Source organism: Streptomyces sp. NPDC091272 (assembly GCF_044757485.1).
In the GTDB taxonomy this organism is placed as follows: Bacteria; Actinomycetota; Actinomycetes; order Streptomycetales; family Streptomycetaceae; genus Streptomyces.
Map to the genome: position 1 here is coordinate 33,469 of NZ_JBIVVC010000017.1, position 22,876 is coordinate 56,344.

At 72.1% G+C, this 22,876-nt stretch carries 23 protein-coding genes and 1 tRNA gene; 12 read left to right on the forward strand and 12 right to left on the reverse strand.

Features of this window, described 5'->3' with window-relative positions; all coding sequences use genetic code 11:
* Positions 1–354: 354 nt before the first annotated feature.
* Positions 355–708: a hypothetical protein gene (locus ACIQM4_RS32530; RefSeq protein ID WP_401598871.1), complete on the forward strand. Its 354-nt coding sequence runs from the start codon at positions 355–357 to the stop codon at positions 706–708.
* A 29-nt stretch (positions 709–737) separates the two neighbouring features.
* On the opposite strand, the gene ACIQM4_RS32535 is transcribed toward ACIQM4_RS32530, so the two are convergent.
* Both ACIQM4_RS32535 and ACIQM4_RS32540 read right to left on the reverse strand, forming a co-directional pair.
* The gene (locus ACIQM4_RS32535) at positions 738–1,457 is read right to left on the reverse strand and encodes an RDD family protein (protein ID WP_401598872.1); all 720 of its coding nucleotides are present in this window, start codon (positions 1,455–1,457) and stop codon (positions 738–740) included.
* A gap of 101 nt (positions 1,458–1,558) precedes the next feature.
* Complete coding sequence (locus ACIQM4_RS32540) at positions 1,559–3,361, reverse strand: RDD family protein (RefSeq protein WP_401598874.1); 1,803 nt, start codon at positions 3,359–3,361, stop codon at positions 1,559–1,561.
* Positions 3,362–3,586: 225 nt separating this feature from the next.
* Here ACIQM4_RS32540 and ACIQM4_RS32545 point away from each other — a divergent pair, with 225 nt between their 5' ends.
* A complete protein-coding gene (locus ACIQM4_RS32545) occupies positions 3,587–4,018 on the forward strand; it encodes an SsgA family sporulation/cell division regulator (protein ID WP_401598876.1) in 432 nt (143 codons plus the stop codon).
* On the opposite strand, the gene ACIQM4_RS32550 is transcribed toward ACIQM4_RS32545, so the two are convergent.
* Both ACIQM4_RS32550 and ACIQM4_RS32555 read right to left on the reverse strand, forming a co-directional pair.
* The gene (locus ACIQM4_RS32550) at positions 4,015–4,422 is read right to left on the reverse strand and encodes a VOC family protein (protein ID WP_401598878.1); all 408 of its coding nucleotides are present in this window, start codon (positions 4,420–4,422) and stop codon (positions 4,015–4,017) included. The two genes, ACIQM4_RS32545 and ACIQM4_RS32550, sit on opposite strands and share 4 nt — an antisense overlap.
* 237 nt (positions 4,423–4,659) lie before the next feature.
* Positions 4,660–6,036 carry an FAD-binding oxidoreductase gene (locus tag ACIQM4_RS32555; RefSeq protein WP_401598879.1) on the reverse strand — a complete coding sequence of 459 codons (1,377 nt, stop codon included), beginning with the start codon at positions 6,034–6,036 and terminating at the stop codon, positions 4,660–4,662.
* 100 nt (positions 6,037–6,136) lie between these two features.
* Between ACIQM4_RS32555 and ACIQM4_RS32560 the strand changes: the two genes are divergently transcribed.
* Positions 6,137–7,765, forward strand: a complete 1,629-nt coding sequence (locus ACIQM4_RS32560) for a tetratricopeptide repeat protein (protein WP_401598881.1) — start codon at positions 6,137–6,139, stop codon at positions 7,763–7,765.
* A 162-nt stretch (positions 7,766–7,927) separates the two neighbouring features.
* Here the strand turns inward: ACIQM4_RS32560 and hppD are convergent, their stop codons facing one another.
* On the reverse strand, positions 7,928–9,076 hold the full coding sequence (gene hppD, locus ACIQM4_RS32565) for a 4-hydroxyphenylpyruvate dioxygenase (protein WP_401598882.1): 1,149 nt from the start codon (positions 9,074–9,076) through the stop codon (positions 7,928–7,930).
* A gap of 124 nt (positions 9,077–9,200) precedes the next feature.
* Between hppD and ACIQM4_RS32570 the strand changes: the two genes are divergently transcribed.
* The 7 genes from ACIQM4_RS32570 (at position 9,201) to ACIQM4_RS32600 (ending at position 14,478) form a co-directional block, all read left to right on the forward strand.
* Positions 9,201–9,671, forward strand: coding sequence for an Lrp/AsnC family transcriptional regulator (locus ACIQM4_RS32570; protein ID WP_401598998.1), 471 nt, complete (start codon positions 9,201–9,203; stop codon positions 9,669–9,671).
* Between the two features lie 62 nt (positions 9,672–9,733).
* Entirely contained in the window at positions 9,734–10,381 is a 648-nt protein-coding gene (locus ACIQM4_RS32575) for an ABC transporter permease (protein ID WP_401598884.1), read from the forward strand.
* Entirely contained in the window at positions 10,374–11,570 is a 1,197-nt protein-coding gene (locus tag ACIQM4_RS32580) for a betaine/proline/choline family ABC transporter ATP-binding protein (protein WP_401598886.1), read from the forward strand. Before ACIQM4_RS32575 ends, ACIQM4_RS32580 begins: the two co-directional genes overlap by 8 nt.
* Positions 11,567–12,442 (forward strand): ABC transporter permease, encoded by an 876-nt coding sequence (locus ACIQM4_RS32585; RefSeq protein ID WP_401598888.1) that lies wholly within the window; start codon positions 11,567–11,569, stop codon positions 12,440–12,442. The genes ACIQM4_RS32580 and ACIQM4_RS32585 overlap by 4 nt, the downstream gene beginning before the upstream one ends.
* A complete protein-coding gene (locus ACIQM4_RS32590; RefSeq protein WP_401598889.1) occupies positions 12,439–13,416 on the forward strand; it encodes a glycine betaine ABC transporter substrate-binding protein in 978 nt (325 codons plus the stop codon). Before ACIQM4_RS32585 ends, ACIQM4_RS32590 begins: the two co-directional genes overlap by 4 nt.
* Before the next feature lie 103 nt (positions 13,417–13,519).
* The gene (locus tag ACIQM4_RS32595; protein WP_401598891.1) at positions 13,520–14,140 is read left to right on the forward strand and encodes an ArsR/SmtB family transcription factor; all 621 of its coding nucleotides are present in this window, start codon (positions 13,520–13,522) and stop codon (positions 14,138–14,140) included.
* 110 nt (positions 14,141–14,250) lie between these two features.
* Positions 14,251–14,478, forward strand: coding sequence for a hypothetical protein (locus ACIQM4_RS32600; protein WP_401598895.1), 228 nt, complete (start codon positions 14,251–14,253; stop codon positions 14,476–14,478).
* A 1-nt stretch (position 14,479) separates the two neighbouring features.
* Here the strand turns inward: ACIQM4_RS32600 and ACIQM4_RS32605 are convergent, their stop codons facing one another.
* From ACIQM4_RS32605 to ACIQM4_RS32630, 6 genes are all read right to left on the reverse strand, one after another.
* Complete coding sequence (locus tag ACIQM4_RS32605; RefSeq protein WP_401598896.1) at positions 14,480–15,289, reverse strand: hypothetical protein; 810 nt, start codon at positions 15,287–15,289, stop codon at positions 14,480–14,482.
* A gap of 82 nt (positions 15,290–15,371) precedes the next feature.
* On the reverse strand, positions 15,372–16,013 hold the full coding sequence (locus ACIQM4_RS32610) for an IclR family transcriptional regulator (protein WP_401598898.1): 642 nt from the start codon (positions 16,011–16,013) through the stop codon (positions 15,372–15,374).
* Between the two features lie 535 nt (positions 16,014–16,548).
* A complete protein-coding gene (locus tag ACIQM4_RS32615) occupies positions 16,549–18,330 on the reverse strand; it encodes a DEAD/DEAH box helicase (RefSeq protein WP_401598900.1) in 1,782 nt (593 codons plus the stop codon).
* Between the two features lie 151 nt (positions 18,331–18,481).
* Complete coding sequence (locus tag ACIQM4_RS32620; RefSeq protein WP_401598902.1) at positions 18,482–18,868, reverse strand: type II toxin-antitoxin system death-on-curing family toxin; 387 nt, start codon at positions 18,866–18,868, stop codon at positions 18,482–18,484.
* Entirely contained in the window at positions 18,865–19,065 is a 201-nt protein-coding gene (locus tag ACIQM4_RS32625) for a CopG family transcriptional regulator (RefSeq protein ID WP_401598904.1), read from the reverse strand. The genes ACIQM4_RS32620 and ACIQM4_RS32625 overlap by 4 nt, the downstream gene beginning before the upstream one ends.
* A 45-nt stretch (positions 19,066–19,110) precedes the next feature.
* A complete protein-coding gene (locus ACIQM4_RS32630; protein WP_401598906.1) occupies positions 19,111–20,574 on the reverse strand; it encodes an MFS transporter in 1,464 nt (487 codons plus the stop codon).
* A gap of 148 nt (positions 20,575–20,722) precedes the next feature.
* Here ACIQM4_RS32630 and ACIQM4_RS32635 point away from each other — a divergent pair, with 148 nt between their 5' ends.
* Positions 20,723–21,319 (forward strand): alpha/beta fold hydrolase, encoded by a 597-nt coding sequence (locus ACIQM4_RS32635; protein WP_401598907.1) that lies wholly within the window; start codon positions 20,723–20,725, stop codon positions 21,317–21,319.
* A gap of 170 nt (positions 21,320–21,489) precedes the next feature.
* Positions 21,490–21,564, forward strand: a tRNA-Cys gene (locus tag ACIQM4_RS32640).
* A 55-nt stretch (positions 21,565–21,619) separates the two neighbouring features.
* Here ACIQM4_RS32640 and ACIQM4_RS32645 read toward each other — a convergent pair.
* Positions 21,620–22,825: a lactonase family protein gene (locus ACIQM4_RS32645; RefSeq protein WP_401598908.1), complete on the reverse strand. Its 1,206-nt coding sequence runs from the start codon at positions 22,823–22,825 to the stop codon at positions 21,620–21,622.
* Positions 22,826–22,876 lie beyond the last annotated feature (51 nt).

The window sequence follows — 22,876 nt, forward strand, 5'->3', positions numbered from 1 at the left end:
TGAGGGGTTCCGTGCGCGGCGCGCGTCACAAGTGACGACATTCGACCGGAGTTGTGGAAGAAAAGACAGACCTTGACATGAACTCACCGCGCACGCTAAGCAGTTCACGAACTCCGCTATCCGGACTTCTTGTAGGTAACAACTTCCTCACGGAGCGCCGGAAGTGCCCGCCGGGCCTCCCCCTGCGGGCGCTCGCGTCTCAAGGGGCGGACGACCCCGTGACGCCGTGCGCCCCCCATGCATCGGCACCGTGGGTTAGGTCACGCTTACCGGCCGTTCCGCGTGGGAAGCTCATGGTCGTAGGGTCAGCCCAGACCCGCGACCCCACCCCCGTGCTCCGAGGACGGAACTGCCATGCAGCGGACGCGCCAGACTCCGATCCGGATCCAGCTCCCGACCCCGTCGGTCGCCCAGTGCACGTACGGTGCGATGACCGCGGTCCTCTCCACCCTCGCGATGATCCTGCTGTCGCAGACCACGTCGGGCGCCTGGATCGCGGTGATCGCCTGCGCGGCACTGGGGCTCGGACTGCTGGTCGCGATGACCGTGCCGATCTCGCACACCAGGCGGACGGCGCGCAGCTCCGCGGGCGAGCCCGCCGCCGTCCCCGCACCGGCCGCGCCCGCCCGGCCGGGGGCGTACGACGGGGTCCGGGTGCCGGGTCCCCGCGCACGCTCCTCGGTGGGCGAGCACTCACTGCCCGGCTAGGGTCCCGGCGGCCCGCGGCCGGGCGCCCGTCACGGGGCGACCGTGACGACCACGGTCTTCGCCGCCTTGTCGTGCAGGCCCTGCTTGTACGGCTTGTCGACGGCGATCATCACCAGCGTGATGAGCCACCACAGGCAGGGGCAGCAGATCAGCGCGGGCAGCAGCAGCACCGCGGCGCGCACCAGGGCGGAGTTCGTCTGCGGGGTGCTGCCGTCGTTGAGCATCGCGACGCGCAGGCCCATGATGCGCTTGCCGAGCGTCTGCCCGTTCTTCTTGGTCAGGTACGTGTCGTAGGCGAGGTACACGAGGATCGAGATCAGCTGGAAGACCATGCTCTTGCCGGTACTGACCTGGGTGATGGTGTCCCCCAGGTCGTCGGTGGTCTTGTTGATCCGCTCGTAGGTGCCGAACGGGATGCCGATGATCGCGAGCGGGATGCCGACGATGAGCAGGTCGAGGAACCTGGCCAGGAACCGCTTGCCGAGCGAGGCCAGTGGGGGCATGCCGCTCAGCGGGTCGGCCCCGGGGCCACCGCCGTAACCGCCGCCGAAGCCGCCGTGGCCGCCGCCGGGTCCGCCGTCACCCCCGTACGGGCCTCCGCCGTACGGCGGCAGTGAGCCGCCCGTGTCGCCCGGCGGCCGGTCGTAGGGGTTGCCGGCGCCGCCGCCCTGCGGGGGCGGGGGCGGCGGGTACTTCCGGAACGGGTCGTTCTCAGGCGGCACGCCGGGCGGCGGCTGGTCGGTGGTCATACCGGCAGTCGACCCCCGGCCCCCAGTGCCCGCAAGGGCTCGGACGCCGTATGGGGGACGTGGGGGGCCAAGCCGGTGACAGGCAATCAGATGCGCGGGGGTCAGTTCCTGCCCGCGACGAAGGTACGGGCCGCCTTGTCGTGCCAGCACTGGCGCCACGGCCGGTCGACAAGGCACCAGAGCACGTTCAGCACGCCGACGCCGAGCATGCCCAGCACCCCGTACACCAGCCAGCGGCGCAGCGCTCCGCCGAAGCGCGGCGGCTGGTGCTCCTCGATGTCGCGGACCTGGAGTCCGAACACCTTCTTGCCGAGCGTGCGGCCCCACTTCGCGGTGGGCACCGCCTCGTAGAGGACACCCAGCACCAGGAACGCGCCGAGGACGATGCCGAGGAGGCCGACCGTGGTGCCGTCGAGCAGGTAGACCGTGACGGTCGTGCCGGACAGCTTGGCCTCGCGGATCTTCTCGTCGATGTGCTCGACGGCCTGTGCCGCCAGGGGCACGCCGACGGCGGCCACGGCGGCGCCGAGCACGACCGTGTCCAGGAGGCGGGCCGCGAGGCGGCGGCCGAGACCGGCGGGCCGGGCGGCGGCCTGCTCACGGGCCGCCTTCGCGAAGACGTCCTCGACGGGGGGCTTCCAGGGGACCACCGGAGGGGCGTCGGCGTCGGACGCGGGAGTGGCTGCGGGCGCGGGAGCGGGTGACGGGGTGCTGCGGGCGGTGGCCGGCTGGTCGCCCCGCTGGGCCCAGGAGGCGGGCCTTGCGGACGACTGGCTTCCCTGCGAGGGGAGTTGCCCCTGCGGGGCCGACGACTGCGGGGGTACGGGGCGGGGGTCGGGCCGTCGCCGGTCCGGGGGGCTGACGGCGCGGATGGACAGGGTGCCGTCGGGCGTGCGGGGGGCGGGGGCGCGGGGGGCCGTCGTGCGCGGGGTGTACGTGTCCGCGGAGGTTGCGCCGGAGGTGGCGGCCGGGGCCGGGGTGGCGGGGCCGATGCGGGGCGCGGCGGCGGCGAGGGGCGCGGCCCCGCCGGGGGCCGACCCCTTGCCCGCCCTCGCGGCCCCGCCCTGGGCCTCCAGGGCGGGGCGCTCGGCACGGGCGGGGAGGGCGGGGGAGGTGTGCGAGGCCCGCGAGGTGTGCGAAGGGCGGGGAATGCGGGGGTCGGCGGTGGAGGGGCCGGGGGTGCCAGGGGTCCCGTGGACGCCAGGGGCCCCATGGGCGCTGGGGGTCCCAGGGGCGCCGGGGGTCCCAGGGGCGCCGGGGGCGCTATGGGTGCCGGGGGTGCCAGGAGCGCCATGCGTGCCGGGAGCGACGCGGGTACCGGAAGCGCCGTGGTTACCGGAAGCCCCGTGGTTACCGGAAGCGCCATGAGTGCCGGGAACACCATGGGCGCCGGGGGCGCCATGAGTACCGGGGGCGTGCGGGGAGTGGGAGGTGGGGGACGCGGGGTTCGGGGAGTCGGGGGAGCCCCAGGAGACTCGGCGGTCGCGGGCGGTGTCGAAGCCGTTCTGGCGGGCGGTGTCGGCCTGCCAGGCGACGGCGGGTTCGGCGGCTCGCCGTACCTCCACCTCCTGGCCGGCGGGCCCACCGGGGGCCGCCGCTTCCGGCTCCTCCTCGTCGAAGAAGAACGGGCCGGTCTCTTCCACCGAGGGGACGGACGGGCCGGCAGGACCCGGGGCCGGGACGGACGCCAGGTTCGGCAGGCCGGCGTGCGGGGCGGGCGGGGGAGCGGGGGCGGCCCCCGGCGGCGGGGCCGGCATCGGCTCGCCCGGGGCGGGGGCCGGCCTGCTGGTTCCCGGCACCCAGGAAGCGCCGTTCCAGTAGCGGACGTAGCCGGGGATGGACGGATCGGGATAGAAGCCGTGGCCGGGTGCGTGTCCGCCGTCGGCCGGTGTGGGGGCGCTCATCACCGTGTCCCGTATCTGCTAGAGGCCTCGTTGTCTTGAATTCCGGGGTCCACATCTACCAGACCGCCACCCACCACCGGGCCCGTCCGCCCGGATGCACCACTTTTCGGTCAATGCCGGTCCCACGGCAAAACTTCGGCGGAAGTCGCGTAATGAACGGCGGACAGCGCGCTCTCCTCCGGTACGGCCCGAGTGGGGGCCCCGTACCGGAAAGGAAGTGCACCCGTGCAGCACACCGTCGTGGAGCGCGAGCTGGAGCTCGACCTCGTCCTCTCCCCCGAGCGTGCCATCCCCGTACCGGCCCGGCTGATGTACCGGACGAACGACCCGTATGCCGTACACATCACCTTCCACATCGGATCGGACTACCCGGTCAACTGGACGTTTGCGCGCGAACTGCTCGTGGACGGGGTGTTCCGGCCCTGCGGCCACGGAGATGTCCGGATCTGGCCGACAACGGTCGACGGGCGTTCGGTCGTGTGTGTGGCGTTGACCTCGCCCGAGGGGGACGCGCTGCTGGAGGGGTCCGCACCGATCGTGTCGGCCTGGCTGGAGCGGACGTTGACCGTGGTGCCGCCGGGAAGCGAGGGCGGGCAGCTCGGTCTCGACGACGCGCTGGCCGAGCTGCTGGCCACCTCGCAGGAGGGAGAGAGCTAGTCGGTCACGTAGGTGTGGGTGAGGAACTCGAAGAAGTGGTTGTCCGGGTCGCGGAAGTAGAAGCCGCGGCCCTGGTGGTCGTGGTTGATCTGCTGGGGCTTCCTGCTGTACGGGTCGGCCCAGTACGGGATTTCGCGCTCCTGGACGCGGCCGAGGATGACGTCGAACTCCTCGTCGTTGACGAGGAACGCCAGGTGCTGCGACACGATGGGGGCGTCGCCCTCCTCGCCGTGGTGCTCACCCCGCGCGTCGGCGTAGTCGATGGAGACGCCGTTCTCCAGCGGGACGGTGGCGAACGGGCCGAAGGGTTTGGGGTCGGGTGCGCCCATGAGTTCCGTCAGGAAGCGGGCGGAGGCGAAGCGGTCGCGGCTGTGGACGATGGTGTGGTCGAGTCGTGCGGGCACGATTCCTCCTCGTCGGACGGTCGGCTGTACTCCGAGCACGCTATGCGGGACGCACCGGACGCACATCGGACGTTCGGCCCGGCGGGGGCCCGCCGCTGGACCTACGCCCCGAGGAGCCCCGCGGACCGCGCGCCGAAGGCCGCGGGCGGGCACGGTGCACCGCGAGGGCGCAGCCGAGCGCGTTTCCTCAAGCGACGAACACGCGTCCTCAAGCGACGAGCACATGTCCTGAAGCGATCAGAACAGCTTTCCCGGGTTGAGCAGTCCGAGCGGGTCGAAGGCGGCCTTGATGCCGCGTTGCAACTCCACACCGACGGGCCCCAGTTCGCGCGCGAGCCATTCCTTCTTGAGTACGCCGACACCGTGTTCGCCGGTGATCGTGCCACCCAGTTCGAGGCCCAGCGCCATGATCTCGTCGAAGGACTCACGGGCGCGCCGCGACTCGTCCTCGTCGGCGGCGTCGAAGCAGACCACGGGGTGGGTGTTGCCGTCGCCGGCGTGCGCGCAGACGCCGATGGTCAGGTCGTACCTGTCCGCGATGGCGGCGGTGCCCTCGATCATCGCGCCGAGCTTCGAACGGGGTACGCACACGTCGTCGATCATGGTGGCGGTCTTGACCGCTTCGAGCGCGGTGAGCGACAACCGCCTTGCTTGGAGCAGCAGTTCGGACTCTGCGAAGTCCTCAGCCGGTACCACCCCGGTGGCTCCGAAGGCGGTGCAGATCTCCCCCACCGCCGCGAGGTCGGCGGCCGGGTCGGGGGTGTCGAAGGCGGCCAGGAGCAGCGCCTCGGTGGACTCGGGCAGGCCCATGTGGGCCATCGCGTTGACCGCGCGCAGTGTCGTACGGTCCATGAGTTCGAGCAGCGAGGGCGCGTGGCCGCGTGCCATGATCTCGCACACGGCGTCACAGGCGGCCTTCGCCGAGCCGAACTCGGCTGCCAGGGCGAGCTGTTGGGGCGGGGCGGGCTTGAGCGCGAGCACCGCGCGGACGACGATGCCGAGGCTGCCCTCGGAGCCGACGAACAGCCGGGTGAGGTCGTACCCGGCGACGCCCTTGGCCGTACGGCGCCCGGTGGTGAGCAGCCGTCCGTCGGCGAGGACGACGTCGAGGCCGAGCACGTACTCCGCCGTCACGCCGTACTTGACGCAGCACAGCCCGCCGGACGCGGTGCCGATGTTCCCGCCGATGGTGCACATCTCCCAACTGGAGGGGTCCGGCGGGTAGTAGAGGCCTTGGGCTGCGACCTCGCGGGACAGGACGGCGTTGATGACGCCGGGTTCGACGACGGCGATGCGGTCGACGGGGCTGATCTCCAGGATGCGGTCCATCTTGACCAGGGAGAGCACGATGCAGCCGTCGGAGGCGTTGGCCGCGCCGGACAGCCCGGTGCGGGCGCCCTGCGGGACGACGGGGACACGGCAGGCGGTGGCGGCGCGCATGACGTGCTGGACCTGCTCGACGGTGCGGGGCAGGACGACTGCCGCGGGCAGCCCCGCCGCGCAGAAGCTGGCCATGTCCCTGGCGTAGGAGTCCATGACGTCGGGGTCGGTGATCAGGGCTTCGTCCGGCAGGCCCTCGCGCAGCAGGGCGTGCAACCTCTGAAGATCATCCATGCTGTCCAGCCTGGCACCCCGGGGCCATCGGTGTGAACCCGTCTGCGTCTGTGTTCGCGGCGCACGGGTGTGCTCGTCGTACTGGCGCACAGTGAGCGGCATGGACGCCATGGAGCCGGAGCCCGCCACGGATCTCGTCACGGAAACCGCCGCAGAGTCACCGGAGACCGGGCGGAGGCCCGAGCGAACGCAGGAACAGGGGCAGTCGCTCTCCCTCCCCCTGCCGCCGCCGGACAAGGCGGTGCCGCTCCGGCCGGCGTCGAAGCTGCTGGACCTTTCGCGGCTGCCGAGGGGCAGGGGGGTGCGCAAGCTGTCGAAGCCGGTGCGCCGGGCCGCCATCGCCTCGGTGGTGGCGGCAGCGGTCGCCGGCGGCGTCCTCGTGGCACTCCCCCGGTCGGGTGAGGAGCAGAAGCCGGCCGCGCGCCCCGCCGCCGGCGCGCCGGGCGTCGCGAGTTCGCTCGCCGCCCTGAACGCCCGGGTGCGCACGAACCCCCTGGACCACGGCGCGTGGTCGGCGCTCGGCGGTGCACTGGTGGAGCGGGGCGCGCGGGGGGCGGACGCCGCCTTCTACCCGAAGGCGGAGGCGGCGCTGAAGCGCTCCCTGGCCGTACGGCCCGCGGCGCGGGGCAACGTCGCCGGAATGACCGCGATGGCGCAACTCGCCCACCAACGGGGGGACTTCGCGGCGACCAAGCGGTGGGGCGAGAGTGTGCGGATGCAGTCGCCCGGGTCGTGGGCGGCGTATCCGCTGCTGATCGACGCCTACGGGCGGCTCGGTGACCCGAAGGCGGCGGCCAGGACGGCCGAGGAGCTGATGGAGAAGCGGGGCGGGGCCACGGCGCTGGGCTGGACGGCGCAGACCTACCGCGACAAGGGCTGGCGGGAGGACGCCGCGGCTCTGACGTCACAGGCGGTGGCGTTGGCCGGCACCCCCCGGGAGAAGGCGGACGAGCTGCTGCGGGCGGCCGAGCTCGCCTGGGAGCGGGGCGATCTGTCCGAGTCGCTCGGCTTCTACGACTCGGCGCTCGCCCTGGACCGCAGGCAGGGCGCCGCGGTCGCGGGCCGGGCCCGGGTGCTGGCGGGGCTGGGGCGCACACCGGAGGCGGTGAAGGCGTACCGGACCGCCCTCGCGCTCACGCCGCGCCCCGAGTACGCGCTGGAGCTGGGCGAGTTGACGGAGGCCGACGGCGGGAACGGCGAGCCCCAGTACGGGGTCGCGCGCGCCCAGGTCGCCTATGACAGCAGGCAGGGCGTGCGCGGAAACCTGGTGCTCGGGCGCCTGGAGGCCGATCACGGCGACGCGGACACGGCGGTGGAGCTGCTGCGCGAGGAGTGGTCGCGGCGGCACGGGCCCGAGGTCGCGGACGCGCTGGGCTGGGCGCTGCACCGTGCGGGCGACGACGAGGCGGCGCTGGAGTACGCGCGCAAGGCGACGAAGGCGGGGGTGCGCAGTGCCCTGTTCTCCTACCACCGCGGTGAGATCGAGCGGGCCGTGGGCGACTACGGGGCGGCCCGCAGGCACCTGGAGGAGGCGCTGCGCGTGAACCCGGTGTTCTCCCCGCTGTGGGCCCCGCGCGCCCAGGCCTCCCTGACCCGGCTGGGCGACCCGCCGGAGGGCGGACCGGCCAGCATGTGGCCGTCGCGGCCGGTGAGCCCGCCCGCACAGGGCCCGGCCGGGCGCAGCCAGGAACCGCGCACGGCAGAGCCCTCCCCCCGCAAGAAGCGCTGACGCCTCGGGCGGGGGGACGGCGATCCCCCTGGAGGCGGGGGGGGACGCCGATCCCCCTTGAGGCGGGGAGGGGCGCCGATCCCCTGGAAGGCGGGGGGCGCCGATCCCCCTTGAGGCGGGGGGGGACGCCGATCCCCCTTGAGACGCGGGACGCCGGTCCGCCTAGAGGTTTCCGCGCTTCTCCTGCTCGCGCTCGATCGCCTCGAAGAGGGCCTTGAAGTTGCCCTTGCCGAAGCCCATGGAGCCGTGCCGCTCGATCATCTCGAAGAAGACGGTCGGGCGGTCCTGGACCGGCTTGGTGAAGATCTGCAGGAGGTAGCCGTCCTCGTCGCGGTCGACGAGGATCTTCTCCTCGCGGAGGATCTCGACGGGCACGCGGGTCTCGCCCGCCCACTCGCCGAGGGTGTCGTAGTACGAGTCGGGGGTGTCGAGGAACTGGACACCGGCAGCCCGCATCGCGCGCACCGAGGCGACGATGTCGTTCGTGGCGAGCGCGATGTGCTGGACGCCTGCGCTGCCGTAGAACTCCAGGTACTCGTCGATCTGCGACTTCTTCTTCGCGATGGCCGGCTCGTTGATCGGGAACTTGACCTTGAGCGTGCCGTCCGCGACGACCTTCGACATCAGGGCGGAGTACTCGGTGGCGATGTCGTCGCCGACGAACTCCTTCATGTTGGTGAAGCCCATGACGTTGTTGTAGAAGCTGACCCACTCGTTCATCTTGCCGAGCTCGACGTTGCCGACGCAGTGGTCGATGGCCTGGAAGGTCCGCTTGGCCGGGGGCTCGACGATGGGCGCGGCGGCGACGAAGCCGGGCAGGTAGGCGCCCGTGTAGTCCTTGCGCTCGACGAGGGTGTGGCGGGTCTTGCCGTAGGTGGCGATGGCGGCCAGCACCACGGTGCCGTGCTCGTCCTTGACCTCGTGCGGCTCGGTGAGTCCGGTGGCGCCCTGCGCGGTGGCGTAGGCGTACGCGGCGCGGGCGTCCGGCACCTCGATGGCGAGGTCGATCACGCCGTCGCCGTGCTCGGCGACGTGTGCGTCGATGAAGCGGCCGTGGTCGCTGGAGGCCCTGATGACGGAGGTGAACACGAAGCGGGCGGAACCGTTCGTGAGGACGTAACTGGCGGTCTCGCGGCTGCCGTTCTCCGGTCCGGAGTACGCGACCAGCTTCATGCCGAAGGCGGTCGAGTAGTAGTGGGCGGCCTGCTTGGCGTTGCCGACGGCGAAGACGACCGCGTCCATTCCCTTGACCGGGAAGGGGTCGGCCTCGCGCGCGGTGGTGGGGGTGACGTGTTCAGTGGTCTCAGTCATGTGTGGAGCGTCGCCCCACATCGCAAGGTGCGCAATAGTTTACGTAAAAGCTGGTCAATCTGTGCAGCGGGAGGCGAGGATGAGCGGGCGATCTGTACAGGATGACCAGCGGTGGGAGGCTCTTGTGGCGGTGGACGAGCTGGACGGGCGGCTGATCGTGCTGCTGGCCAGGGAGCCCCGGATAGGGGTGCTGGAGGCGTCCCGCCGGCTCGGGGTGGCGCGCGGGACCGTGCAGGCCCGGATGGACCGGCTTCAGTCGAATGGCGTCATCCGGGGGTTCGGACCCGACGTGGACCCGGCGGCGCTGGGATATCCGGTGACGGCGTTCGCGACGCTGGAGATCAAGCAGGGGCAGGGCGCGGACGTACGGGCACACCTCACCTCGGTGCCCGAGGTGCTGGAGCTGCACACCACGACCGGGCACGGCGACATGCTGTGCCGGCTCGTCGCCCGCTCGAACGCCGATCTTCAACGTGTGATCGACCGGGTTGTGGGTTTTGATGGCATCGTCCGGGCCTCCACGGCGATCGTCATGGAGAATCCCGTTCCGCTGCGGATCATCCCGCTGGTGGAACAGGCGTCCGGCCTGTCCTGACCGCCCGTGGTCCGCGCCGCCCGTGGTGCGGAGCTTCGCCCGCCGTCGCCGAGGAGTGGCCCGTGGATTTCTGGCAGTACCTCGGCAGCAGGTACCAGCAGTTGCTGGCGGACGCCTTCCAGCACGCCAGTGCCGTGTTCCAGTGCATGGTCGTGGCGACCGTGCTCGGGGTGCTGATCGGTGTCCTCACCTACCGCAGCGAGTGGGCCGGGAACCTGGCGACCACGGCCGCGTCCGGGATCCTCACCGTGCCGTCGCTGGCTCTGATCGGTCTGCTGATCCCGGTGGTGGGGCTCGGGGTGGCGCCGACCGTGATCGCGCTGGTGCTGTACGGGCTGCTGCCGGTGGTGCGCAACTCGATCGTCGGGCTGCGGGGCGTGGACCCGACGCTGGTGGACGCGGCGCGCGGCATCGGGATGTCCCGGGCGGCGCGGCTCGTACGGGTGGAGCTGCCGTTGGCGTGGCCGCCGATCCTCACCGGGATCCGGGTCGCGACGCAGATGCTGATGGGGATCGCCGCCATCGCCGCGTACGCGTCGGGGCCCGGCCTCGGCAACGAGATCTTCCGCGGGATCGCCTCGCTGGGCAGCAGGAACGCGCTCAACCAGGTGCTGGCGGGGACGCTGGGAATCGTCCTGCTCGCGCTGGTCTTCGATGCCGTGTACGTCCTGGTGGGGCGTCTGACCATCCCGAGGGGGATCCGTGCCTGAGCAGGCCGCGAGTGGCGCAGCCATCCAGCTGGAGAAGCTGACCAAGCAGTACGCGGGGAATCCGTACCCCTCGGTGGACAACGTCAGCATGGACATCCGGGCCGGGGAGACGGTCGTCTTCGTCGGCCCGTCCGGCGGCGGCAAGACGACCCTGCTGAAGATGATCAACCGGCTGATCGAGCCGACGTCCGGGCGGATCCGGATCGACGGCGAGGACGTCACGGACATGGACCCGGTGAAGCTGCGCCGGCAGGTGGGGTACGCGATCCAGTCCTCGGGCCTCTTCCCGCACATGACGGTCGCGCAGAACATCGCGCTCGTACCGAAGATGGTGGGCTGGAGCAAGGCGCGGGTGGCGTCCCGGGTGGAGGAGATGCTGGATCTGGTGGGTCTCGACGCGGGCCAGTTCCGGGGCCGCTACCCGCGTCAGCTGTCGGGCGGACAGCAGCAACGCGTGGGCGTGGCCAGGGCGTTGGCGGCCGACCCGCCGGTCCTGCTGATGGACGAGCCGTTCGGCGCGGTGGACCCGATCACCCGCGACCACCTCCAGGACGAGTTGATCCGGCTCCAGCACGAGCTGCACAAGACGATCGTCTTCGTCACCCACGACTTCGACGAGGCGATCAAGCTCGGGGACCGGATCGCGGTGCTGCGGGACCGGTCGCACATCGCCCAGTTCGACACCCCCGAGGCGATCCTCACCAACCCGGCGGACGACTTCGTGTCCGGGTTCGTGGGCGCGGGCGCCGCACTGAAGCGGCTGAACCTGACGCGGGTACGGGACGTGGAGATCGCCGACTTCCCGACGGTGACCGTCGAGGACCCGCTCCAGGAGATCTTCGACAAGCTGCGGGACGCCCAGGCCAACGAACTGCTGCTGCTCGACCGGCACCGGCGGCCCTACAAGTGGCTGCGGCGGGGGGACCTGATGCGGGCGAAGGGCTCGCTGGCGCGCGCGGGGACGCTGGTGCACGACACGGTGACCCGGGACGCGACGCTGCGCGACGCGCTGGAGGCGGTACTGATCGACAACGCGGGCCGGGTCGCGGTGACCGGACGGCGCGGTGAGTACACCGGGGTCGTCGACATGGCGACGCTGATGAACTCGGTGCAGGAGATGCTGGAGGCGGACCGCCGGGAGGCGGCGGAGCACCGGGTCCGCCCCGCCCCCGCCGAGGAGCGTTCATGAGTCCGGCGGGCGGCGCGGAGCGGGAGCGGCCCCAGGGGGAGCACGAGGTCAAGGGGGTCGCCTTCCTGGACGACGGCGCCGGGGCGCCGGAGGCCGCCGGGGTCGGCCCGGTGGTGGCGCGGGAGCGGCTGCCGCGTCGGGTGACCTGGCTGAAGGTGGTGTTGATGCCGGCGGTGCTGGCGGTGGTGCTGCTGGTGACCTGGCTGTGGTTCCGGTCCGCGGACCTCGACTCGATTGCGCGCAACGCGCTGGCGGACGGCAACGTGCGGCTGCGCTTCCAGGAGCACGTCGAGCTGACGGCGATCTCCACCTTCTTCGTCCTGCTGATCGCCATTCCGCTGGGGATCGCGCTGACCAGGCCGGGGCTGCGCAGGGCGGCCCCGGTGGCGACGACGCTCGCCAACATCGGGCAGGCGACCCCGGCGATCGGGCTGCTGGCCCTGCTGGTGATCTGGCTGGGCATCGGCAAGAAGGCCGCACTCATCGGCATGATCATCTACGCGGTGCTGCCGGTGCTCTCCAACACCGTAGCGGGGCTGCGTGCCAACGACCCCACGCTCCTGGAGGCGGCCCGCGGCATCGGCATGTCGAGGACAGGGGTCCTGACGAAGGTGGAGTTGCCGCTCGCCGTGCCGCTGATCCTGGCGGGGGTACGGACCGCCCTGGTGCTGAACGTGGGCACGGCGACGCTCGCGGCCTTCGGCGGCGGTGGCGGACTCGGCGACCTGATCACGACGGGGATCACGACGCAGCGGATGCCGGTGCTGGTGCTGGGCTCGCTGCTGACGGTGGCGCTCGCGCTGTTCGTGGACTGGCTGGCGTCGCTGGTCGAACTGCTGCTGCGGCCGCGCGGCCTGGAGGTCGGGACATGAGGGCCACTGCCGCGGCGACCGCGGCGGCTCTCCTGGCCTGTGGCGCGCTGATCTCCGGGTGCGGGCTGACCAGCGGCAGTCCGATGGTGGACGACGTACGGCCGGGCACGGTCGGCGCGGGGCTCCCCCTCAAGGGGGCGCAGCTCACCGTCACCTCCAAGGAGTTCACCGAACAGCTGGTGCTGGGTCAGATCCTGGGCCTCGTCCTTGAGGCGGCCGGCGCGCAGGTGCTGGACCGCACCGGCATCCAGGGCTCCATCGGGGCGCGCGAGGCGGTCAAGGGCGGCGACGCGGACGCGATGTACGAGTACACGGGCACCGCCTGGATCACCTACCTCGGCCATGCCGAGCCGATCAACGACCCGGCCGGACAGTGGCGGGCGGTACGCGACGCGGACCGGGCGAACGGCGTCAGCTGGCTGCCGCCCGCCACCCTCAACAACACGTACGCGCTGGCCATGAGCCGGGCCAACCAGAAGAAGTACGGCACCAGGACCCTGTCCGACGTGGCGGCCCTGTCGAAGAAGGACCCGTCGGCGGTGACGCTGTGCGTGGCCCCCGAGTTCGCGTCGCGGGACGACGGGGCGCCGGGGATGCAGAAGGCGTACGGGATGAACATCCCCTCGGCGAACGTCGCGAAGATGGACAGCGGAATCATCTACACCCAGGTGTCCGGGGGTTCGTCGTGCACCTACGGCGAGGTCTTCACGACGGACGGCCGGATCAAGGCGATGGACCTGGTGGTGATGGAGGACGACAAGCGCTTCTTCCCCAACTACAACGCCGCCCCCGAGGTCAACAGCGAGACGCTGGCGAAGTACCCGGCCATCACCGGCCTGCTGGCCCCGGTCACGGCGAAGCTCAGCAACGAGGTGGCACAGGAGCTGAGCGCCAAGGTGGATGTGAACGGCGACGATCCGCATGCGGTGGCGAAGGACTGGCTGGTGGCGGAGGGGTTCATCAAGGAAGGCTGAGGGAGAGGGAGTTGGCCTCCTCATCCATGCAAAGAAGTAACTGCAAAGAAGTAGTTGCAAACAACCTCTTGCAACCGACTCTTTGCAACTTTACGGTGGGGCCATGCCCGAAGACGACGCCCCCGTACACCCGTCGAACCGACAGGACCCGCCCGGCGCGGCACGCAAGGTGCACCACCTCGACGCACGCACCCTGCGCGGACTCGCCCACCCGCTCCGCATCCAACTCCTGCGCGCCCTGCGTGACTTCGGGCCCGCCACCGCCTCCCAGCTGGCGGACCGACTGGGTGAGTCCAGCGGCGCCACCAGCTATCACCTGCGCCAACTGGACACGTACGGCTTCGTGGAGGACGCCCCGGAACGCGGCAAGGGCCGCGAGCGGTGGTGGCGCTCCACCCACCAGGGAACCAACTACGACGGCTCACTGGCGGACAGCCCCGATCCGGCGCTGCGCGGCGCGTCCGACCTGTTCCTGCACGAGATCGCCAACAGTCACACCAGGGATCTGAGCACCTGGCTCGGCACCTCGCGCGACTGGCCGGAGGAGTGGCGCCGGCCCGCCCTGCTGAGCGAGTACACCCTGTCGGTGACGCCGGAGCTCGCGGGCGAACTCGCGGCGAAACTGCACGAGTTGATCGAGAGTTACCGCCCCAGGGCCAAGGACGCGACGAACACCGAGAAGTTCCGCTTCCATCTGCACGGTTTCCCCCTGCCCAAGGACTGAGAGCCGGTCCGGGTTCCGAGCCACGGGACCCGGGACCCGGGATCGCAGGTCCGAGACCGCGGACCCGAGACCCGAGACCCGAGACCCGAGATCCGAGAGGAAGACCCGCCATGCACGTCGACTCGTTCCTCCATCTGCACGCCGTCCGCTCCGCCGATCTACGGCGCGAGGCCGCCGCGGAGCGCCTGGCCCGCTCCGCGGCACGCGCGCGCTCGCACGGTCACGACGTACGCGGCCAACTCGGCTGGGCGCTCGTCGAACTGGGCCTGCGCCTCGTCCGTACGACCGCCGGGGGCGCCGCGGCCGAGAACCGGTTCCGTACGGCGGGCAGCGCCTGAGTCAGCAGCTCGGGACGCGCCCCGCGCCGCCCGGACTCGCCAGTTCGGTGAGCGCGGACACGGCGCCGTCGAGGGTGCTCACCGGCACCAGCCGCATCCCGGCCGGCAGATCGGTCTTCGCCTGCGAGCACTCGGCCTTCGGTACGAGGAAGACGGTCGCGCCGTCCTTCCTGGCGCCCTTGATCTTCAGGGGGACGCCGCCGACCTGGCCCACCGTCCCGTCCGCGTCGATGGTTCCCGTACCGGCGATGTCACGGCCGCCGGTGAGGTCGCGGCCCGCGCCGTTGCCGTCGATCTTGTCGATGATGCCGAGCGTGAAGAGGAGACCCGCGCTCGGGCCGCCGACGTCGGCGAGGTGGAGGTCGACCTTGGCGCCCCTGCCCTTGTCGCCGAGGTAGCCGAGTGCGGCCGAGACGGCGCTGTTCTGTGACTTCAGCATCTCGCCCTTGTTGTGCTCGGCGATCTCCTCGTCGTTGCCGCCGGTCGGGTAGACGACGTCGTGCGGCATGACGGCCCGGTCCTCCCTGAACCAGGCGTCGGCGAGCTCGCCGACCCGGTGGTCGATCGAGGGCCCCGTCGCCACGATGGTCGTCATCCGCAGCTTCCCGGTGGTCTCCCGGGTCGGCACGCCGGACACGCTGATGACCGGCCGGCCCTCGCTGTCCTTGCCCAGGACGTCGGTGGCCGTACCGGGCTGTGCCACCGCGAACGGCAGCGGCACCAGGGCGGCCACCCCGAGCAGTGCGACGACGGGCAGGGCGCAGACGGCGAGACGGCTGTTGCGGGAGAGCCGCGAGAGAAGAGGGAGCACTCCCCCAATCTAACGGCCGCCCCCTGACACCTCACGCCCGCCGGAGCTGCCAGGGGCAGGTCGCCGCCCGCCGGAGCGCGCCCTAGCGCAGCGCGTCGGCGACCTCCTTGGCCGCGTCGACCACCCGGGGGCCCACCCGCTCCGGGACCGAGTCCGACAGCATGACGACGCCCACGCTGCCCTCCACCCCGGTGACGCCCATCAGCGGAGCCGCCGCCCCGCTCGCACCGGCCTCCAGCTCGCCGTGGGTGAGGGTGTAGCCCGGCTCGGTCAGCGCGCTCTGGCGTGCGGCCAGTATCGCCCGGCCCGCCGCGCCCCGGTCCAGCGGATGGCGGAAGCCCGCCCGGTAGGCCACGTGGTAGTCCGTCCAGGTCGGCTCGACCACGGCGACGGCGAGCGCCTCCGCCCCGTCCACCAGCGTGAGGTGGGCCGTCGCCCCGATGTCCTCGGCGAGCGACCTGAGTGCGGGCAGCGCCGCCTCCCGTACCAAGGGGTGGACCTGCCGTCCCAGCCGCAGCACCCCGAGCCCGACCCGGGCACGGCCGCCCAGGTCCCGGCGTACGAGCGCGTGCTGTTCCAGCGTGGCGAGCAGCCGGTAGACGACGGTGCGGTTGACGCCAAGTTTGTTGGACAACTCGGTGACCGTCAGACCGTGGTCGGTATCGGCGAGCAGTTTGAGGACCCGCAGTCCTCTGTCGAGCGTCTGGGAAGTCTCCGCGGTCACGACGCCCACTCCTCTGTGGTGAGTGCGGGCGGTCCTCCTGCGCATCGTGCACATCACCGGTCCCGTCGGCGACGCGCGCAGAGGCCGCCGGCAGGCCATGGCACCGGCTGCGCTCCGCGGCGGCACTGCCACGGGGCGTTATGCGTTGCGGGAAAGGTAGCGATCCACTCCGCTCAGCGGAAGACCTCGTCCAGAATCCGGGCGCGGGCCGGGAGTTGCCCTCTCGGGGGCGCCTCGGCGGCCCTCCGGGACCTAAGTCATCGCGAGGCGGGACTTTTGCGCATATGCCCGCGCCGGCGGGCGCCCTACGCTGGCAGACACACCGGGGGCCGACCGTGGGGGCCGCCTCCCGGAGCGATTCCGTCCGTGGCGGACGGAAGGGCGGGACCCGGATCACGCACAGATCCGGCTCCCGCCCTCAGTCGTACCGGGGCCCGCACGCGGTCGCACCGGCTCCGGCACTCGGTCGCACCGGGGCTACACGCGGTCGTACCGGCTCCCGCTCCTCACCACGCTCAGCGCATCCGGACCGCGCTCAGCGCATCCGGGTGGCCCACTCCTGGACCTTCTTGATCCGCTCCTGGAGCTGTCCCGCCGTCGCCTCCGCGCTCGGCGGTCCGCCGCAGACCCTCCGCAGTTCGGTGTGGATGACACCGTGCGGCTTGCCGCTCTGGTGGACGTACGCGCCGACCATCGTGTTCAGCGACTTGCGCAGTTCGAGCAGCTGCTTGTGGGTGACGACCGGCCTGGCGTCGGCGGCCTTCTCCAGCAGGTCGGCCTCGGACGCCGGCTTCTGGCGGCTGTGCGCGATCTGCCGGGTCTGCCGCTTCTGGAGCAGCAGCTGCACCTGGTCGGGTTCGAGCAGCCCGGGAATCCCCAGGTAGTCCTGCTCCTCCTCGCTGCCCGGGTGCGCCTGCATGCCGAACTCGGCGCCGTCGTAGAGGACCCGGTCGAAGACCGCGTCGGACTCCAGCGCCTCGAACGGCAGCTGGTCCTCGGTCTCCTCGTCCTCCAGCCGCTCCGCGTCGGCGAGCAGCTTGTCCTCCTCGGAGAACGGATTCTCCTCCTCGCTGCCCTTCTTCGGCTTGTCGAGCACGTGGTCGCGCTCGACCTCCATCTCGTTCGCGAAGTCGAGCAGCATCGGGATGGTCGGCACGAACACCGACGCCGTCTCGCCCCTGCGCCGCGACCGTACGAAACGCCCGACGGCCTGCGCGAAGAACAGCGGGGTCGAGATCGTCGTCGCGTACACGCCGACCGCGAGGCGCGGCACGTCGACGCCCTCGGACACCATGCGCACCGCGACCATCCAGCGGGAGTCGTCCGCCGCGAACTGGTCGATCTTCTTCGACGCCGCCTTCTCGTCGGAGAGGACGACGGTGGCCTTCTGCCCGGTCACCCTCTTGAGGATCTTGGCGTACTCGCGGGCCGAGTCCTGGTCGGTGGCGATGACGAGTCCGCCGGCGTCCGGGATGCCCTTCCTGACCTCGGTGAGCCGCTTGTCGGCTGCGGCCAGCACGTTGGGGATCCACTCGCCGGTCGGCGCGAGGGCGGTGCGCCAGGCCTGTCCGATCGCGTCCTTGGTCATCGGCTCGCCGAGCCGGGCCGCGATCTCGTCCCCCGCCTTGGTGCGCCAGCGCATGTTGCCGCTGTAGCTGAGGAAGATCACCGGGCGGACGACGCCGTCAGCGAGGGCGTTGCCGTAGCCGTAGGTGTAGTCGGCGGAGGAGCGACGGATGCCGTCGTTGCCCTCCGCGTACTCCACGAACGGGATCGGGTTGGTGTCCGAGCGGAAGGGCGTGCCGGTCAGCGCGAGGCGGCGGGTGGCCGGGTCGAACGCCTCCTGGCAGGCCTCGCCCCACGACTTGGAGTCACCGGCGTGGTGGATCTCGTCGAGGATCACCAGCGTCTTGCGCTGCTCGCACCGGTTGCGGTGCAGCATCGGCCGCACGCCGACACCGGCATACGTCACCGCGACGCCCTGGTACTCCTTGCTGAGCGGTCCCGCGCTGTATTCCGGGTCGAGCTTGATCCCTATCCGGGCGGCGGCCTCCGCCCACTGCTTCTTGAGGTGCTCGGTGGGTGCGACCACGGTGACCTGCTGAACCACGTGGTGGTGCAGCAGCCACGAGGCGAGCGTCAGCGCGAAGGTCGTCTTTCCGGCGCCGGGCGTCGCCACCGCGAGGAAGTCGCGCGGCTGGTCCTGGAGGTACGCCTCCAGCGCCCCCTGCTGCCAGGCTCGCAGCTTGTTGGCGGTGCCCCAGGGGGCACGGCCTGGGAAGGCGGGTGAGAGGTGGTGGGAGGTGGTGGTAGTCACGGTCTCCGGTCGCAGCGTCGGGTACGTGGCGGCTGTCGCGGAGTGTGACCGGGTCACGGCCCGGCCCCGTACGACAACCGGGCCACCTTACCGGCGCCCCGGCCGGAACACGTGGCGCGCACGCCCCTCGGTGGCTCCGGTGCGACTCAGGTCACAGCTGCTCGGCCAGCTCCCGCAGGAGTTCCGCGATGGCCTTCACGTCCTCCAGCTTCCCTGTCGCCACGGAGATCACCAGCCGTTCGGCCGCGTCGATGTCGGGGCGCAGCTGCACGTCGTTGACGGCCAGGAAGACCATGCAGGACACCCACGCGGTGCGCTTGTTCCCGTCGACGAAGGGGCGGTTGACGACGAGGGACTGGACAAGCGCGGCAGCCTTGTCGAGCAGGTCCGCGTACGCCTCCTGGCCGAACATCGAAGCGGAGGGCCGGTGCGCCGCAGCCACCAGCAGGCCTGCGTCACGCACCACGACCACCTGGTCGTCAACGGCCTTCTCCGCGATGGCCAGGACATCCTCGGAGTCCAGATACGTATAGGTCACTTGAGCCGTTCCAGCAGCTCGGACCACTTGGCCACCTGGTCCTTGGCGGACCTCTTGACCAGCTCCTGGTGCGCGGTCCGTGCCAGGTACTCGTCCACGGCCTTGAGCAGTATGGCGTGCATGCTGGTGCCCTCCTGCTCGGCGCGCTGCTTGAGGGCCTCGGTCTGGTCGTCGCGGAGACGCAGGTTCATAGCCATACCAAAACGGTACCACCGAGTGGGGCCAAAATGGTACCGAGCTCCTCAGCCCTCCCGCCCGTGCAACCTCGTCGCCACCCACGCCCCCACCAGCGCCACGCACGCCATCGGCAGGAACACCGCCGCGAACGCCGCCGGGTGCGAGCCCGTCGCCGCCCCCGCGACCGGCGGGTGGCCCGCCACCGAGCCGCCGCCGAGGGCCGCGAAGACCGCGCCGCCGACCGCCAGCAGCATCACGTTGGCGAGGCCGTCGGAGATCTGGAGCGCCGCCGAGTTGGTGCCCGCCTCCTCGGGGGCGGAGAGCTTCAGCAGCAGGACGCTGGTGGAGGCGATGACCATGCCCATCCCGAAGCAGCCGAAGGCCCAGGCGACCCCCACCACCCACACCGGCACCGCCGGGTTCAGCACGGTCGGCACCGTCGCGATGGCCGCCGCGACCAGCACCATGCCCAGGGAGACCAGACGCTCCCGGTAGGGATCCATCCGGGGCCTCGACTGGACGAACGAGCCGAACGCCCAGGTGCCGCCGCCGACCGCCAGCGAGAGCCCCGCCATGGTCACCGAGAGGCCCCGCTCGGTGACCAGCATCAGCGGTACGAACGACTCCGCCGCGACGAACGACCCCGCCGCGATGCCGCGCAGCAGCACCACCGACGGCAGTCCGCGCGCCGCCCGGTACGTACCCCTGGGCAGCAGCCCGAGCACCGCGGGCACCAGCAGCGCCACGCCCACCGCCGCGGGCAGCAGGGAGAGCCAGCGCAGGTCCTGGCCGGCGAACTGGAGCAGCCCCGCGCCCAGCGAGATCCCCAGCGCCAGCCGGATCCGCCTGCGGTCGAACGGCGGCACCGGCGCCTCCGGGTCCGCGGGCCCTGCGGCCATCCGCCGGATCGCGGGCAGCGCGAGCGCCAGCGGGAAGACCACGAGCACCGGGATGCCGACGAACACCCAGCGCCAGCCGAGGTGCTCGGTGACCGCCCCGGAGGCGAGCGGCCCGACCACCGAGGGGACCACCCAGCTCGCCGCGAACGCCGCCAGGATGGCCGGCCGCAGCCGCTCCGGGTAGGCCCGGCTGATCACCACGTACAGCGCGACGATCACCAGTCCGCCGCCGAGGCCCTGGACGGCCCGGCCCAGGATGAACAGCAGCATCGTGGACGCCGTGCCGGACAGCAGCAGCCCGGCGGCGAAGGCCGCGATCCCCGTGGTCAGCGGCGCGAGCGGGCCCCGCCGGTCGGCCCACTGGCCGGACAGCACCATCGCGAAGAGGCTGGTGGTGAAGTACGCGGAGAACGCGAACGCGTAGAGCGCGATGCCGTGCAGCTCACGGGCGGCGACCGGCATCGCCGTACCCACCGCCGTCGCCTCGAAGGCGATCAGGAGGACCACCGAGACGATGCCGATGCTCAGCGCCCGGTGCCGTTTGCCCAGCACCCCTTCCGGGGCGGCGGCGGGGTCGGCGGGCCTGTCGGTCGGTGCGACGTCGGCGTCGCGGGGTCCCAGGGCGGTCATGAGCTCAGGGTAAGGGCCGAATCGACGTTTGGACCCTGTCTCAGGACCGTACCGATCTCCGCCCTTGGTCGTACGACCGAGCGGGCCGCCGCACGATCGACGCACGGGGAAACCGTAGTCCGGGCCGGAGCGGGGCAGTGATAGCGCCATGCCGCAATACCGCTCGTACGACGACACCGCACTCTCCTACCGGGTACTGGGCCCCGCCGGCCTGCCGCTCGTCTGTCTCTCCGGTGGCCCGGGGCGCGACGCCGCGCACCTCGGCGACCTCGGCGGGCTCGACCGCGCCTACCGCCTGCTGGTCCCGGGCCCCCGCCCCGCGGGCGGTTCGCCGCAGGCCGCCGGCCCCGGCCGGCCCTCCCTCCCCCCGCTCCCCCAGGACCTGGAGGCGCTGCGCTCGCACCTCCGCCTGGAGCGGTTCGCCCTGCTGGCGCACGGCGCGGCGGCGGCCACCGCGCAGTCGTACGCCGCCGCGCACCCCGAGCGCCTGAGCCATCTGGTGCTCGTCTGCCCCGAGGACCGCGACCGCCGCACGGTCCCGGTGGAGTCGCGGGAGGTGACCTGTCCGGTCCTCGTCGTGACGGGTGAACAGGACACGATCTCGGGTGTACGGATCGGGCAGCCGCTCGCCGCCTCCTTTCCGCGGGGCGAGTGGCGGCGGCTCTCGGGGGTGGGCCACCACCCGTGGGTGGACGACCCCGAGATCTTCCGGGCTGCGGTGGGGTCGTTCCTGGGCGAGCTGTGAACGGCGGGGCTGAGAGAGCTGTGAACGGTGGGCCTGAGAGAGCTGTGCACCGCGGGCGGCCTCCCGACTGTGAACGGCGTATGGCGGTCGCGTTGCGGCCCGCCGGAATGCCTTGAGCCGCCCCCTCGCGCCGCCTTAACGTGCAGGAGTCGCAGAGAAGTTCAGCGCACGGCCGTGTGCCCGAGTGGCTCAGGGGCTCGCCTGCAAAGCGAGTTACGTCGGTTCAATTCCGATCACGGCCTCCACCAGCACGTCCCACCGGGACGCGCGTTCCCGCAGGTGTCCGCCTCCGGCCGCCCCTCAGAGGGGCAGTACGCACACCGGGAGCGGCGCCCGCAGCAGCGGTCCCGCCGAGGTGAGCCGTCCCGTCGCCCCGTCCACGCGGAACGCCGCCACCGAGCCCGCCTTCTGGTTCGCCGCGAACAGCAGCGTGCCCGAGGGGTCGAGCGTGATGTGCCGCGGGTACGAGCCGCCCGACGGCGTCACCGACCGCAGCCGCAGCCCGCCTCCCGCGTCGCGGACCGAGAAGAGCGCGATGCTGTCGTGGCCGCGGTTGGAGACGTAGACGTGGCGGCCGTCGGCCGATGTGACCACGCCTGCCGGGTAGTTGCGCTCGACGGGCTCCGTGCCCGGCGGGAGGGTCGGCTGCGGCTCGCCGGGCCGCAGCGTACCGGTGCGCGGGTCGTAGGCGCAGACCACCACCGTGTTGTCGAGTTCGCCCACGAGGTAGGCGTACCGCCCCGAGGGGTGGAAGGCCAGGTGCCGCGGTCCGGCGCCGGGGCGCGTCGCCGCCCGTGCGACCTCCCGCAGCCGCCCCGTACGCCCGTCCAGCCGGTAGGTGTGCACGGTGTCGGTGCCGAGGTCGACGGCGAGCACGTGGCGGCCGGCCGGGTCCGTGACCACCATGTGCGCGTGCGGGCCCTCCTGCCGCTCGGGGTCGGGCCCCGAACCGGTGTGCCTGACCACGTCGCAGGCCTCGCCCAGGGCGCCGTCGGCCCCGATGGGGTGCACCGCGACGCTGCCGCCCGTGTAGTTGGCGCTCAGCAGGAACCTGCCGCCGGGGTGCACCGACACATGACACGGGTCCGCCCCGCCGGTGGACCGGCTGCCGAGCACCTGCGGCGGCGCGCCCGCCCGCAACCGGACTGCGGTGACGGCCCCTTCGGCCTGCTCGTCGACCGCGTACAGCGTCCGCCGGTCGGGCGAGAGGGTGAGGAAGGAGGGGTTGGCCACCCCGGTCAGCACACCGGTGGCGGTGAGCCCGCCGCTGTCCGGCCGGTAGGACGCGAGGCCGATGCCGGTGCCACCGCCGGGCTGCGTGGTGTACGTGCCCAGGAAGGCGGGCCGCGGACCGGTGGCGGGCGCCGCCGCGGCCGGGCCGCCGGGCAGCGCCAGGGCGGCGATCCCCGCGCCCGCGAGGACGCCGAGGGTGCGTCGGCTCGGGCCGTCCGGCGCCGGCTCCCGTGGCCCGTCCGCGCCGAGTGCCTCGCGTGCTGCGTCGTCCATGAAGTCCCTCACGCCTCTAGAGTCCCGCCCGCCGGTCGTGTCGCGCCCGCA